Annotated in this window: 13 protein-coding genes; 4 read left to right on the forward strand and 9 right to left on the reverse strand. The window is 62.6% G+C overall.

Annotation, left to right across the window (positions count from 1 at the left end):
- Positions 1-226: 226 nt before the first annotated feature.
- The 3 genes from TNEU_RS02675 to TNEU_RS02685 are packed head-to-tail and all read right to left on the reverse strand — an operon-like array spanning position 227 to position 2,704.
- Positions 227-1,051, reverse strand: a complete 825-nt coding sequence (locus TNEU_RS02675; RefSeq protein WP_012349900.1) for a DMT family transporter — start codon at positions 1,049-1,051, stop codon at positions 227-229.
- Entirely contained in the window at positions 1,051-1,455 is a 405-nt protein-coding gene (locus tag TNEU_RS02680; RefSeq protein WP_012349901.1) for a translation initiation factor IF-2 subunit beta, read from the reverse strand. The genes TNEU_RS02675 and TNEU_RS02680 overlap by 1 nt, the downstream gene beginning before the upstream one ends.
- Positions 1,456-1,486: 31 nt before the next feature.
- Positions 1,487-2,704: an acyl-CoA dehydrogenase family protein gene (locus tag TNEU_RS02685; protein ID WP_012349902.1), complete on the reverse strand. Its 1,218-nt coding sequence runs from the start codon at positions 2,702-2,704 to the stop codon at positions 1,487-1,489.
- 45 nt (positions 2,705-2,749) lie between these two features.
- On the opposite strand from TNEU_RS02685, the gene TNEU_RS02690 reads away from it, so the two are divergent.
- The 4 genes from TNEU_RS02690 to TNEU_RS02705 are packed head-to-tail and all read left to right on the forward strand — an operon-like array spanning position 2,750 to position 7,818.
- Complete coding sequence (locus TNEU_RS02690; RefSeq protein ID WP_012349903.1) at positions 2,750-3,694, forward strand: aldo/keto reductase; 945 nt, start codon at positions 2,750-2,752, stop codon at positions 3,692-3,694.
- Between the two features lie 46 nt (positions 3,695-3,740).
- Positions 3,741-5,726, forward strand: a complete 1,986-nt coding sequence (locus TNEU_RS02695; RefSeq protein WP_012349904.1) for a 3-hydroxyacyl-CoA dehydrogenase/enoyl-CoA hydratase family protein — start codon at positions 3,741-3,743, stop codon at positions 5,724-5,726.
- Positions 5,727-5,755: 29 nt separating this feature from the next.
- Entirely contained in the window at positions 5,756-6,844 is a 1,089-nt protein-coding gene (locus TNEU_RS02700; RefSeq protein ID WP_012349905.1) for a M42 family metallopeptidase, read from the forward strand.
- Positions 6,841-7,818: a mechanosensitive ion channel family protein gene (locus tag TNEU_RS02705; protein ID WP_012349906.1), complete on the forward strand. Its 978-nt coding sequence runs from the start codon at positions 6,841-6,843 to the stop codon at positions 7,816-7,818. Before TNEU_RS02700 ends, TNEU_RS02705 begins: the two co-directional genes overlap by 4 nt.
- On the opposite strand, the gene TNEU_RS02710 is transcribed toward TNEU_RS02705, so the two are convergent.
- From TNEU_RS02710 to TNEU_RS02735, 6 genes are read right to left on the reverse strand one after another with little or no spacing between them, the layout of a single operon-like run.
- Positions 7,815-8,423: a phosphate signaling complex PhoU family protein gene (locus TNEU_RS02710; RefSeq protein ID WP_012349907.1), complete on the reverse strand. Its 609-nt coding sequence runs from the start codon at positions 8,421-8,423 to the stop codon at positions 7,815-7,817. The two genes, TNEU_RS02705 and TNEU_RS02710, sit on opposite strands and share 4 nt — an antisense overlap.
- A gap of 42 nt (positions 8,424-8,465) precedes the next feature.
- The gene (locus TNEU_RS02715; protein WP_012349908.1) at positions 8,466-9,170 is read right to left on the reverse strand and encodes an ABC transporter ATP-binding protein; all 705 of its coding nucleotides are present in this window, start codon (positions 9,168-9,170) and stop codon (positions 8,466-8,468) included.
- Positions 9,161-9,889 carry an ABC transporter ATP-binding protein gene (locus TNEU_RS02720; protein WP_012349909.1) on the reverse strand — a complete coding sequence of 243 codons (729 nt, stop codon included), beginning with the start codon at positions 9,887-9,889 and terminating at the stop codon, positions 9,161-9,163. Before TNEU_RS02720 ends, TNEU_RS02715 begins: the two co-directional genes overlap by 10 nt.
- Positions 9,886-10,851 carry a branched-chain amino acid ABC transporter permease gene (locus TNEU_RS02725; protein ID WP_012349910.1) on the reverse strand — a complete coding sequence of 322 codons (966 nt, stop codon included), beginning with the start codon at positions 10,849-10,851 and terminating at the stop codon, positions 9,886-9,888. The genes TNEU_RS02720 and TNEU_RS02725 overlap by 4 nt, the downstream gene beginning before the upstream one ends.
- Positions 10,848-11,723 (reverse strand): branched-chain amino acid ABC transporter permease, encoded by an 876-nt coding sequence (locus tag TNEU_RS02730; protein WP_012349911.1) that lies wholly within the window; start codon positions 11,721-11,723, stop codon positions 10,848-10,850. Before TNEU_RS02730 ends, TNEU_RS02725 begins: the two co-directional genes overlap by 4 nt.
- On the reverse strand, positions 11,723-13,084 hold the full coding sequence (locus TNEU_RS02735; protein WP_012349912.1) for an amino acid ABC transporter substrate-binding protein: 1,362 nt from the start codon (positions 13,082-13,084) through the stop codon (positions 11,723-11,725). Before TNEU_RS02735 ends, TNEU_RS02730 begins: the two co-directional genes overlap by 1 nt.
- Positions 13,085-13,153 lie beyond the last annotated feature (69 nt).

Genomic DNA, 13,153 nt, shown 5'->3' on the forward strand with positions numbered 1-13,153 from the left:
TATGCCCCTCTGAGCCTCAGGGCGTTATGGCCCCCTCCCCTGAGGCGGGGTTTCCCAGGGTCTCGGCCGTTGCCCGGGGTTAGTGGGCCGCGTCGGGGCGGGTATCGCGGCGGGGGTGTCCCCCCCTCCGCCGGGGCCATCCTGCGCTTGAGTTTGCCTCCCGCGCGGCGCCCGCCCCTCCCTCTCGTTTATTGCACCGTCTAGCGCCGTCTCTTCGGCGCTTGGTCTAACCTCTGAGCGCTAGATATATGGCGAGGAAGATGGAGAGGGCTCCCGCCGTTTGCCTAAGGCCGATCCTCTCGGCGCCTGTGGCTCTCGCGTAGAGCTGGGTTATCAGGGGTGAGGTGGACACGAGTATTGTGGCTACTGCGAGCCCCGCCGCGCCGACGGCGTAGGCGAATAAGGCCGAGCCCAGGCCTAGGTCTAGGAGGGATGCCGCGGCGAAAAGAGGCGATTTCACCAGGGCGACGCGGCGCCTCGCGGCGAGGTATATCCCGAGGGCGGCGCAAGCCGCGGCGGCTCTGATGTAGGCGATGACGAGGGGGTGCGCCTGGCCCATGGCGGCTAGCTTCACCGCGGCCATCCCGAGGGACCACATTAGCGCTGCGGCTAGGGCCGCCGCTACGCCGAGGGGCTCCAGGCGGGCGGAGCCGCCTTTCGCCAAGAGTGCGGCCCCCACTACGGTGAGGACCGCCGAGGCGGCTAGCCAGTGGGACACCACCTCGCCCAGCAACGTCGCGAGGTACTGGGCGATTACGACGTAGGTGTACGCCAGAGGCGCCGCCGTAGATCCGCCGATTCTCTGTATGGCGTAGAAGTACAGGCTGTCCCCCACCACGAGGGTGATGAGGCCGCTGGCGGCGGCGGCCCACAGCCCCGGCGTGGGGGCGCCCAGCAACAGCACGGGCCACATCAACACTGCGACGTACAGCAGCCTTGAGAAGTTCACCGCGGCCGCCCCCGCTGTCTCCATCTCGCGCTTGTATAGAAATATGACGAGGGCCCAGATAAGCGCCGCCGTGAGGGCGGCCGCCGCGCCTGAGAGGTCCATTACAGCGGTTTAACCGGCGTGGAGGCTCCGCAGGCTAGGCACCTCATCACGTAGATCCTCCCCTCCCTCCGTAGCTCCGTGTCGATGGAGTTGCAGACTGGGCAGACCACGTAGTACCTGATAAACCTCTCGTACACCGCCTCGACGACCTTCGGCGATTTCTCCCCGTGTAGAGTGAACACGTCCCCCTCCACAGTGCCGGGCACCGCCAGCTCCCTCTGGAAGAACTTCGCCATGAAGTATATATCTCTGTTTAGCCTCTTCGCTATCTGGCCAAAGTTCGGTATCACCGTCTTGCGCGGCATGTTCTGAACCTCTATCTTGGGTATCTCAGCCCTCCTCTGGGCCTTGGGCGCCACGAGCTTATACGCCCTGTCTAGCAGGGCGATGTATTCCTCATCCATAGGGGGTAGAAAGGTTGGGCTATTTAAAACTCTAGGCGCCGCCGGGCGGCGTCCCCCTCTCCTGCAGAAGTCTAACCAGCTGCCGGTAAGCCGCCAGCTTCTGGACGTTGTTGGCCCCCTCGTATATCTGGGTGATCTTCACATCTCTATACAGCCGCTCCAGCCCCGTCTCTCTTACGACGCCGGCTCCTCCGAAGACGTCAACGGCGTCGGAGATCACCTCTTCGGCTGCTTCGGTGGCGTAGTATTTGGCGAGCGACGCCACGAAGACGAACTCCCGCCTGCCCTCGTCCGCGAGCTTGGCGGCCATGTATGTCAAGAGCCGGGCCGTCATGATCTTGGCCAACATCTCCACTAGGCTGAACTGGATCGCCTGGAAGCTCGCTATCTTTACGCCGAAGGCCTCCCTCCTGTGGGCGTAGTCGAAGGCTTTCTCGAAGGCGGCCTGGGCCATCCCCACCGCCTGGGCCGCGATGCCGATTCTGGATCTGTTAAAGGCCTCCATGGCGTAGTAGAAGCCCATCCCCTCCCTCCCCACCAAGCTCTCCTCAGGCACCTCCACATCGGTGAGCGAGATCTCGCAGGCGTGGTTCCCGCGGAGGCCCAGCTTGCTGTAGCACTGCTCCACCTTCACGCCGGGCGCGTCCCTCTCCACCACAAACATGGAGAGGCCCACGTGTCTTCTGCCGGCGTCCGGCGGGTCGGAGGTCCTCGCGAGGACGAGGATGTAGTGGGCCACGTCCGAGCTACTTATGAAGGCCTTCCTGCCGTTGATCACCCACCTGCCCCCCACCCGCCGCGCTCTAGTCCTTACGCCGGCTACGTCCGAGCCGCAGCAGGGCTCCGTGGAGGCGAAAGCCGCCAGCTTCTCCCCCCTGGCTATCTGGGGGAGATACCTCCGCCTCTGCTCCTCTGTCCCGTAGAGGAGAATAGGGGCGGAGAAGAGCCTCGCCGAGTTGAAGTACACGCTTAAGCCCGGCGAGGCGCGGGACACCTCCTCAGATAGTATCGCCGCCATCCTGTAGTCGCCGCCTTGGCCGCCGTACTGCTCCGGGATCTCTAGACCGAAGAAGCCCTGCTCCCCCATCTTCCTAAGGAGGTCGAGCGGCGCCTCGTCTCTCTCGTCGATCTCCAGAGCCCTCGGTGCGATCTCCCTCTCCACGAACTCCCTCACAGCCCTCCTAAACAGCTCGTGTTCCTGAGTCAACACCACGGAAAAATCTACGAGGCTTTCGAAGGGAAACACCATGGGGACCTCCTGGTAAGCCATATAAATCGTTTTCGGGGACACGCCGTGAGAATAGGCGTGTTTGAGGTGGGGAGAATCGGAGTCGGCGCTTGGCAGGCCGGGGGAGGGTCTTGGAGGGTGAACTTCGCCGAGCTGAGGAGGGCCTACGAGTACGTGTTAGACAACGGCGTCAGCTTCATCGATACGGCGGAGATATACGGTTGGGGGAGGAGCGAGGAGTTCGTCGGCGAGTTGATCAAGGGGAGGCCCCATGTGGTGGTTGCGACCAAGGTAGCCGGCTTCAACTGGGGGCGCGTCGTCAAAAGCGCCGAGCGGAGCAGGAGACGCCTCGGAAGAATCGATCTGCTCCAGCTCCACTGGCCTCCCCCCATCTACGTCCCGGTGTGCCGCGCGGTGAGGGAGCTGGAGAGGGCGGCCCAGCTCGGCCTAACGGCGGAGATCGGCGTAAGCAACTTCGACGCCGGGATGATGGAGAAGGCCATCTACTGCGCCAAGAGGTACAACCTCGCGTCTGACCAGGTGGTCTACAACCCTCTACAGAGGGCCGCCGAGGCGCTTATAGAGATGGGGAGGAGGGCGGGCTTCGCGGTTATCGCCTGGAGCCCCCTGGCCAAGGGGGCGGCCGTCAAGGAGAAGGTGGGGGCCGACGGGGGGAGGAGGTTCGACCCAGCCGTTAGAAAAGCCGCAACCCCCCAGGGCAGGAGGGTGGTTGAGGCGGTGAGGGGGATAGCCGCGAGGCGAGGGGCGAGCCCAGCCGCGGTGGTTCTCGCCTGGCACGCCGCCAGGGGGTCCTTCCCCATCCCCGGGGTGAAGACGCTGACGCAGGCCAAAGAGGTAGTGGAGGCGCTGAGGCTGGAGCTCTCCGAGGCGGAGGTGGCCGAGATAGACGCGGCGTCTGCGGTTTTCCGCGGCGGCGCCGTCTGGCCGAAGGCTCTGAGGCTTATACCCGGCCCCCTCCAGAGGCTGGCCTTCCGCTTGGTCAAAGTGTAATTTTAATTGTGGACCTTGTTTTAAAAACTCCGCCGTTTGCCACCACATGGGTAAGGTGGCGGTGATCGGCGCGGGGACGATGGGGCACGGGATCGCAGAGCTCTTCGCGATCGCGGGTTACGAAGTGGCGCTTGTGGATGTGGCAGAGGAGTACCTCAAGAGGGCCCTCCAGAACATCGAGTGGTCTCTGAGGAAGCTCGTGGAGAAGGGCCAGGTGAGGGAGGACGTCCAGACGGTCATGTCGAGGATAAAGACCGTCGTCAACGACGTGTGTAAGGCCGTGGAGGGGGCCGAGCTCATGGTGGAGGCGGTGGTGGAGAACCTGGAGATCAAGAGGAAGGTCTTCGCCGAGGCCGACAGATGCGCCCCGCCAGACGCGGTGCTCGCCACGAACACCTCCTCTCTGCCCATCACGGAAATCGCCGAGGCTGTGAAACCCGAGAGGAGGGGGCGGGTGGTGGGGATGCACTTCTTCAACCCACCGCCCCTCATGCCACTTGTGGAAATCGTGAGGGGGGCCCACACCAGCGACGACACCGTTAAAAAAGTCGCCGACTACGCGGCTAAGCTCGGGAAGCAGACCGTGGTGGTAAACAAGGACGTGCCCGGCTTCATCGTAAACAGGATATTCATGAGGGTAAACGAGGCGGCGTGTTGGACGGCGGCGCGCGGCGAAGCCACTATCCAGGAGGTAGACGCGGCGCTTATCTACAAGGCGGGTCTCCCAATGGGGGCCTTCGTCCTAATGGACTACACCGGGCTAGACGTCGTCTGCTTCATAGCCGACTCCATGGCTAAACGCGGCTACAGATCAAGGCCCTGCCCCCTCCTCCAGGAGCTGTGCCAGGGAAAGAAATACGGCGTAAAAACCGGCGAGGGGTTCTACAGGTACCCAGCCCCCGGCAAGTACGAAAAGCCCGCCCTGCCCAAGGAGGCGGCGGAGAGGGTCGACCCGGTGGACCTCCTGGCGCCCGCCATAAACGAGGCGGCTTACCTCCTCCGGGAGGGCATAGCGACGAGGGAGGACATAGACAAGGCTGTGAGGCTTGGCTTAAACTGGCCGAAGGGACCGCTGGAGTACGCGGACGAGGTGGGGATCGACGCCGTCGTAAAAGCCCTCGAGCGGTGGAGGCAGAGGGGCTTCGAGGAGTATGCCCCAGACCCTCTACTCGCAGAGCTAGCCGCCGGGGGGAAGCTGGGCAAGAAGACGGGGGAGGGGTTCTACAAGTACGTCAAGGCTGAGGAGAGGCGGCTCGAGACAATTGTGGTCCGCTTCGAGCCCGGCGTGGCCTGGATTGTGCTAAATAGGCCGGACCGCCTAAACGCCATAAGCCCCAAGATGGTGGAGGAGCTCTGGCGGACTCTCGACGAGATAGAGCAGATGGACTACGACAAGGTAAGGGTGGTCGTGATCACGGGCTCCGGGAGGGCCTTCTCCGCGGGGGCCGACGTGTCCGGTTTCGCCGGCGCGAGCCCAATCGCCATGTTTAAGCTCTCCCGGAGGCTACAGATGCTGGCGGACAGGATCGAGCTCCTCGACCGGCCGGTGATATGCGGCATAAACGGCTACGCGCTGGGCGGCGGGCTGGAGCTCGCCATGGCATGCGACATAAGGATAGCCGCCGAGACCGCGGAGCTGGGGCAACCCGAGGTGAACCTCGGCTTTATACCCGGCGCCGGGGGGACCCAGCGTTTGGCGAGGCTCATAGGCAGAGATAGAGCTAAGGAGCTCATCATGACCGGCGAGAGGATACCTGCGAGGGAGGCGGAGAGGCTGGGGCTTGTAAACAGGGTGGTGCCCCCGGATAGGCTGGAGCAGGAGCTAAGGGCGGTGGCCAACAAGCTGGCCGAGAAGCCGCCTCTGGCGTTGGCGATGGCCAAATACGCGGTGAACTTCGGCGTAGAGATCCCTCTGTGGGCCGCCGAGGTGCTTGAGGCGGCGGAGTTCGGGCTACTCTTCAGCACGAAAGACGTGGCCGAGGGGGTAGCCGCCTTCCTACAGAAGAGGAAGCCGCAGTTTAGAGGACACTGATTTTTATACACCTCCTTTTAGACGCATCCGTGGAGGACTTCGTCGCTCTCCTAAAGACCCTATCCGAGGCGAGAGGCCCCTCCGGCTTCGAGGACGAGGTGAGGGAGATCGTGATAAAGGAGATGGAGCCGTACGTAGACGAGGTGTTGGTGGACAGGTGGGGGAACGTAATAGGGGTCAAGAGGGGGGCCTCCGAGGTCCGGGCCATGGTGGCGGCCCACATGGACGAGATCGGGCTGGTTGTAGACCACGTCGAGAAGGAGGGCTTTCTAAGGTTTAGGCCGATCGGCGGCTGGAACGAGGTGACGCTGCTCGGCCAGCGGGTGTGGGTGAGGACTCAAGATGGGAGGTGGGTCAGGGGGGTCGTAGGCGTTACGCCGCCGCATGTGACCCCCTCCGGCCACGAGAGGGAGGCCCCGGAGATGAAAGACCTCTACATAGACGTGGGGGCTAGAAGCAGGGAGGAGGCCGAGAAGATGGGCATCTCCGTCGGCTCCGTGGCCGTCCTCGAGAGGGAGCTGGCCGTCTTAAACGGGAGGGTTGCGACGGGCAAGGCCTTCGACGACAGGGTGGGCCTCGCCGTTATGTTGTACACCCTGCGGCAACTTGGCGACCTCCCCGTGACCCTATACGCCGTCGCCACGGTGCAGGAGGAGGTGGGCCTCCGGGGGGCCCAGATAGCGGCGGATCGGATAGCCCCCCACTACGCGGTGGCCCTAGACACCACCATAGCCGCCGACGTGCCGGGTGTAGGCGAGAGGCTACACGTGACTAAGCTGGGCGCGGGGCCCGCCATAAAGGTAATCGACGGCGGCCGCGGCGGCCTCTTCATAGCGCACCCCGGGCTGAGGGACCACATCGTGAAAATCGCCAGGGAGGCCGGCATCCCCCACCAGCTTGAGGTGCTATACGGCGGCACCACAGACGCCATGGCCATAGCCTTTAGGCGGGAGGGCGTGCCCGCCGCCGCCATCTCCATACCCACGCGCTACGTCCACTCGCCGGTGGAGCTGGTGGATCTGTCAGACGCGTTGAACGCGTCGCGGCTACTCAAGCAGGTGCTTGAGAAAACGACGCCGGCGGCGGTGGAGAAGTTCCTGGAGAGGAGGGTGAAGTGAGGGGGAAGAGAGTTGCCGCAATAGCCCTATCTAAGCTGGTACTAATCGCGATCGTAGCAGTAAACATATACTACGGCGCCAAGGTAATCCTCCCCATCGTCGGACTCGGGCTAAGCCAGGAGCAGCTGGACCTACTGAAGTCCGCCATTTTGATAGTCGCGGGGGGACTCGGCGTAAACGTCTTGGGCAACGCCGTAGTTCTATACCTCAGGGATAACCTCAGGGAGAAGGCGTTCGCCGTCGGCAACGTCATAAAGATCGTCGGCATAATAGCCGTAGTGCTATACGCGGTATCGATCTCAAAACTAGGCGCCGAGCTGGCTCTACTGGGCGGCACAGTCACGGGCCTGGTGCTGGGTCTCGCCCTACAGCCCATCCTTGGAAACGTCTTCGCAGGGATTTTGATACTCACCACGAGGTTTGTGGAGGTGGGGGACACGGTGAGGATAGTGACCTCCCAGCTACCATACAAGGTGTCGGATCTGCCGCCCTACAAATACTTCTCGCCAGACTACGTGGTGCCGGGCTTCAAGGGCAAGGTCGCGGAGATAGGGCTTCTCTACTCGACGCTGCTCCTCGACATGGGCCACGAGCTGAAGGTGCCCAACATGGTTCTCCTCAGCTCAGCCGTCGTCGATTACACCCCGCGGTGGACGGAGAAGCAGGTGGTGTACATCAGGGTGGAGCTCCCCATCTCCGTGATAGACCTCGACAGGTTAGAGGAGGAGATTAGGTCTGTGCTCAAGGGCTTCAACGTCGTGGCGGTGGACTACACAGAACAGAGCGACAAGGACCACGTCATAGTGAGAGTTAAGCTCGAGGTTCCACACGGCGAGAACTGGAGGAGGGCTAAGAGCGAGGCCCTCAAGCTCCTCCTCCGCTATAGAAACGAGAGGATCGAGGCGAATCTGCCGCGGTACCTCTGCCTCACCAGGGGCATCCTCTGCGATAGATACGCCCAGGGCAGGCCCTAGCTCCTCCTCGTCTGCCCCGTCAACAGGTAGTAGGCGTGGTTGGCGATGTAGACCGCGTGGTCGGAGGCCCTCTCCAGAAGCCTCAGTATGACCATCTCCACTACTCTACACCTCTCGGAACCCCTCAGCACCTCCATCAAGGCCTCCTCGTAGCTCTTGTCCACCACCTCGTCGTCTAGCCTCTCCACCTCCCCAAGCCTGGAGATGTCCCTAGAGAGGAACATCTCAACGGAGGCGGCCACCATCTCCATCACCACGCCGCCGACCTTCCTCAGCCTCTCCGAGGCGCAGCCGCCCCCCAGCTTCTCAAACACGACAGCTATGTCGTAGGCGTAGCGCGCAACCCTGTAGAGGTCGTAGGAGACGAAAAGCGCCCCCTTTAGGAAACGCAGATCCGTCGCCACGGGGCTGTAGCGGGCCACCGCCTCCATCACCAGGTCGGAGACCTCGTGGTGGATCTCGTGGAGCTTCGAGGCGATCTCCCTCACAGAGCTCGAAGGTGCGTCCCCCCTCAGCGCCATCGACAGAGCCTCCATCGCCAGCTTTGCCCCCTCCCTCAGCCTCTCGGAGATCTCCGCCTCGGCGAGGTCCAAAAGCCTACGCACGCCCCCGCCGCGGGGGGGCTATAAATACTTTACCGGGGGCCGCTAGACGCCTAGGTATATCCGCCGGACGCCGTCGTCTCTGCCGAGCTCCTCAGGCGTGCCGCTCGCCGCGACTCTCCCGCCTTCTATCACGTAGACGTAGTCGCTGATCTCAAACGCCGCCGCCACGTTCTGCTCCACAAGCACCACAGACATCTCATCCCTCAGGCGGGCTATGGTCTGGAACAGTTCGCCGGCCACCTTCGGCGCAAGCCCCGCGCTCGGCTCGTCTATCATGAGGACCCTTGGCCTAGACATCAAGGCGCGGCCTATGGCGAGCATCTGTTGCTCCCCTCCGCTCATCGTACCCGCCTTCTGGCGCCTGCGCTCCCTCAGCCTGGGGAACAGAGAGTAGACCAGCTCCAGGCTGTCGTGCATACTCGCCCTCGCCCTCCTGGAGTAGGCCCCCATTAGAAGGTTCTCCTCCACCGTCATATCGGTAAACAGCCGCCGCCCTTCGGGCACAAGGGCTAGGCCAAGCTCGACCTTCTCATGAGGAGGCGCCTTGGTCACGTCCCTCCCCTCCAGCGCCACCACGCCGCCCCACGGCTTCACCACCCCCATCACAGTCAGCAGAGTTGTGGTTTTGCCAGCCCCGTTGGGGCCGACGATGGAAACCACAGACCTCCTCGGCACCTCCACGCTGACTCCAAACAGCACCTGGAGCTTGCCGTACCCCGAGACCAACTGGGATACGGTCAACGCCATGGCTTCCCCAGATAGACCTCTACAACCACCGGATCGCTAAGCGCCTTCTCAGGGGGGCCGTCCGCAATCACCCTCCCCTGGTGCATCACCACTACCCTGTGGGCGAGCTTGGCCACAGCCCTCAGGCGGTGCTCCACCAGCGATATAGCCGCAACCCCCCTCTCTTCAGCCAGCTTTTTAACCAGGTGCGCAATGGCGTCTATCTCGCCGGGGTTAAGCCCCGCCATAACTTCGTCGAGGAGGAGGAGCTTGGGGTTGGCGGCGAGCGCCCTGGCGAGCTCCAAAAGCCTAAGCTCGTTGAAGGTAAGTCTCCCAGCCAGCGACTCCCTCTTCTCGTAGAGACCCACATATCTGAGAACCTCCTCAGCAACCTCCACGGCCTTCGATCTATCGTGGCCCCCGGCGAATATGGCCCCCACAACTACGTTCTCAAGCACCGTGAGCTCTGGAAACGGCCTAGGCACCTGAAACGCCCTCGCTATGCCCAGCCTAGCCCTCATGTAGGGCGGCATGTTCGTTATATCTCTACCCTCGAAATAGATCTTCCCCCCGTCGGGCTTGTACACCCCGTTGATGAGGTTTAGGAGGGTGGTCTTCCCAGACCCGTTAGGCCCGACGACGGCCAGAAACTCCCCCCTCTCCAGGGCGAGGGTGACGCCGTCTACGGCTCGGAGCCCCCCGAACCGCTTCACCACGTTCTCGATCTTCAGCAGGGTCATGGCAACCACTCCCTAAGCCTAGGCGGCATGTACATCCTCAGCGTGCCCACGATCCCGCGCGGCATCGCAACCACGACTATAAACACGAGAAGCGCCGTCGCCAGCGCTTGGTAGCCGGGGAGAAACGCGCCAACGACGCTCCTAAGGTAGAAGTAGATCAAGCCGCCCACTATAGGCCCCGTGACTGTGCCGGCCCCTCCTAGGAACATCACCGCTAGGCCGTCTAGGATGTACTCCACATAGAACACGTTTTCGGGGAACACCTGCATATTGCCAAGCGGGTAGTAGGCAGCCCCCAGCAGACCCGACAGCGACGCGCTCGTTGTAAACGCAAGTAGCTTGTACCTAGTCGGGTTTATCCCCATGGCCTTAGCGGCGTCCTCATCCTGTCTAACAGCCGCAAGGGCGTACCCGGACTTCCCAGCCTGGATGAGGTAGGTGGCTACCACGGCCAGGAAGCCCGTGGCCACAATGAGGAGGGGCGACCCCACGTTAGCCAGCGTCAGAGCTAGGTCGCGGCCGAAGGCGCTGAACATCTTCGTGCCCAGGATCAAGCCGGCGCCGCCGCCCCAGATGTTAGCCCCAATTATCAAGTGCTTAACCCCCTCGTTGACGCCTATAGTCGCTATGGCGAAGTAGGCCCCCCTCAGCCTCAGCGCGATGGCCCCCACCGCGGCCGCCAGCAGAGCCGCCATCGCCACCCCCAAGGCGAGGCCCACCGGCAACGCCGAAAGGCCCAGCTCCGGCCAGTAGTAGATCGTGACGCCTAGGCCGTAGGCCCCCATGGCTAGAAAAGCCACGTAGCCGAAGTCCACATACCCAGTCAGCCCAACGAAGACGTTCACCGCCTGGCCCAGAGCCATGAAAAACGCCACAGAGGCGATGGTCTTGGCGTATTCCGGGTTTAGAAACGCCGCCGCGGCCAACAAGGCGTATATCCCGAGGGGTAGGTAGGGCTTCATAGCCTAAAGAGGCCGGTGGGCCTGAAGAGGAGGAGCAGGAGCAACGCCACAAACGCCGAGAACAAGGCCATCTGCGAAGGCTCGGCGAAGCCGGCGAGGGAGAAGAGGTAGTAACCCACAGACTCGATGACGCCGAATACCAACCCGGCCACATAGGCCCCCATGACCGAGCCCAAGCCCCCCATCACAGCTACCACGAAGCCTATAAGCGTGTAGGGCCCGCCCATATAGGGGTTTATGCCCACCGGGATGAAGAGGGTCAGCAGAACCCCGCCCATTGTCGTGATCCCTATCCCCAAGGCCGCTGTGATGGCGTACACGCTTTCAACCCTAACGCCGACAAGCTGCGCCCCCAAGGGATCCTGCACCACCGCCCTAACGGCTCTGCCGAAGAAGGTTCTCTGCAACCAGAGATCCAGAGCCACAGCGGTGGCCAACGCCACGAAGGCGCCCATCAGCTTGCCGATCTCCACCTCCAGCCCCCACAGCGAGATTGAGCCTAGGCGCCAGGTGTACCCCACGAAGTCGGGCCCCCAGAGCAACCTCGCCACCTCCGCGAGGGCTGCCCCAAGGGCGAACAGCGCAACCAGCGTATGGAGCTCCCCAGCTTTCTTAAGCGGCTTGATCGCAACTAGGTAGACCAGGTACCCCAGCCCCATCCCCACAGCCGCGGCCACCGCCGCGGTGGCGAGGGGAGGCCACCCCCAGAGCGTAAAGGCGAAAAACGCCATGTAGGCCCCTATCATGATGAAGGAGCCGTGTGCCACGTTCGCCACCCGCAACACGCCGAAGATTAGGCTGAGGCCCAACGTCGTTAAGCCGTAGATAGACCCAATTATGAGGCCGGTGATGAAAAAGGGGGCGATATCCATTACCTACAGAGCTGTCCAGCGGCTTTCTGATCCCACGTCAGAGAGGGGTAGACCAGCTTCCCCTCGGCTACGTCGGCAGGCCAGACGACCAACCTCTGGCCGCCCTGCCACTGGACGACGACCATCGTGTGGGCCACGTTCAAGTTCGTAGCCGGGTCGAGCTTAAACTCGCCGAAGAAGGTCATAAACCTGGAGCCCCTCAACGCGTTGAGCACCTTGTCCGAATCCGCCGAGGCGGCCTTCTGCACCCCATATAGTATGGCCAGTACCCCCTCGGCGGCCCAAGCGGCGTGGTAGCCCGGCTCCACCTCTCTGCCGCCCATCTCCTTAGCCACCTTCTTGAAATACGTTATGAACTCCTCCTTCGTGGGTCCAAACCAGTCCTCGCCTCTCTGCTTGGCGAGCTGCGGGCTGTAGGTGACGCCGGGCTCCCAGTGCGAGGGGCCGACGACGCACTCGGCCTTTGTCCCCAGCGCCTTGTAGAAGTCCGGCACCAGAGGCGCCACAGACAAAGCGATGAGCTTGGCGTCGACCTTCTGCTCGGCCAGTTGCCTAACCACGAGCTGGCCGTCGGCGAAGTGAGAGGCCACTATTATGACGTCTGGCGCCGCCTGCTTAACCTTCAGAATTTGTGGCGTTAGATCCTTGGGAGAGGCGGGGTAGGCCTCGTACAGCACCACCTGGAGACCCAGCTTCTCCGCATAGGCCTTTGCCCCCTCTGCCACCTGTCTGTTAAACTCGCTGTCTCTGTATAAGATGGCCACCCTCTTCGCCGTGGGGTCACGCTTCACCACCATGTCTAACACGGGGACCATGTATTGACTCGCCGGCGCGGCCACGCCAACGACGTACTTAAAGCCCTGCTGGAAGATGCGGTCTGAGGAGGCGCCGACCACAGCCATCAACACGCCGTATTTCTCGGCGATAGACGAGACGCCTAGGGCTAGGTCGGAGCCGTAGGGGCTGAGCAGGAAGTTGACCTTATCCTGCGTCACCAGCGACTCGGTTATGCTCTGGGCCAGCTCCAGCTTAGATTCGCTGTCTCTATACACCAGACGCACCTTCACCTTCTTGCCGCCGCAGTCGACTCCGCCTCTGTCGTTGACCCAGTTCACCACAGCCAGCGCGCCCCAGAGGGAGTATTGCCCCTCGGCTGCGTATCTCCCCGACAGCGGCATCGCTGTGCCGATGGTTATTTCGTCTGGGCATGCGGCGGCGGTTGTCTGCGGCGCCGTGGTAGTTGAGGTGTATTGCGGGGGAGCGACGGCCGGCGGGGGGCTCTTCGGCGCGAAAAGAGCTATTCCCACCAAGAGGGCCGCCGCCACCAACCCGACTACCGCCAAAGCGGTTTTCGAGGCCATGGCCGCGCAAGCGGCATCTTATAAATATAATTTGTCTATTATCGTTAATCTATGAAAATTATAATTATG

It is taken from the genome of Pyrobaculum neutrophilum V24Sta, from assembly GCF_000019805.1.
GTDB classification, from domain to species: Archaea; Thermoproteota; Thermoprotei; order Thermoproteales; family Thermoproteaceae; genus Pyrobaculum; species Pyrobaculum neutrophilum.

Excerpts from the sequence above, each read along its gene's own strand:
- TNEU_RS02675 (WP_012349900.1), bottom strand. The coding sequence starts at position 1,051 with ATGGACCTCTCAGGCGCGGCGGCCGCCCTCACGGCGGCGCTTATCTGG.
- TNEU_RS02680 (WP_012349901.1), bottom strand. The coding sequence starts at position 1,455 with ATGGATGAGGAATACATCGCCCTGCTAGACAGGGCGTATAAGCTCGTG.
- TNEU_RS02685 (WP_012349902.1), bottom strand. The coding sequence starts at position 2,704 with ATGGTGTTTCCCTTCGAAAGCCTCGTAGATTTTTCCGTGGTGTTGACT.
- TNEU_RS02695 (WP_012349904.1), top strand. The coding sequence starts at position 3,741 with ATGGGTAAGGTGGCGGTGATCGGCGCGGGGACGATGGGGCACGGGATC.
- TNEU_RS02715 (WP_012349908.1), bottom strand. The coding sequence starts at position 9,170 with ATGGCGTTGACCGTATCCCAGTTGGTCTCGGGGTACGGCAAGCTCCAG.
- TNEU_RS02720 (WP_012349909.1), bottom strand. The coding sequence starts at position 9,889 with ATGACCCTGCTGAAGATCGAGAACGTGGTGAAGCGGTTCGGGGGGCTC.
- TNEU_RS02725 (WP_012349910.1), bottom strand. The coding sequence starts at position 10,851 with ATGAAGCCCTACCTACCCCTCGGGATATACGCCTTGTTGGCCGCGGCG.
- TNEU_RS02730 (WP_012349911.1), bottom strand. The coding sequence starts at position 11,723 with ATGGATATCGCCCCCTTTTTCATCACCGGCCTCATAATTGGGTCTATC.
- TNEU_RS02735 (WP_012349912.1), bottom strand. The coding sequence starts at position 13,084 with ATGGCCTCGAAAACCGCTTTGGCGGTAGTCGGGTTGGTGGCGGCGGCC.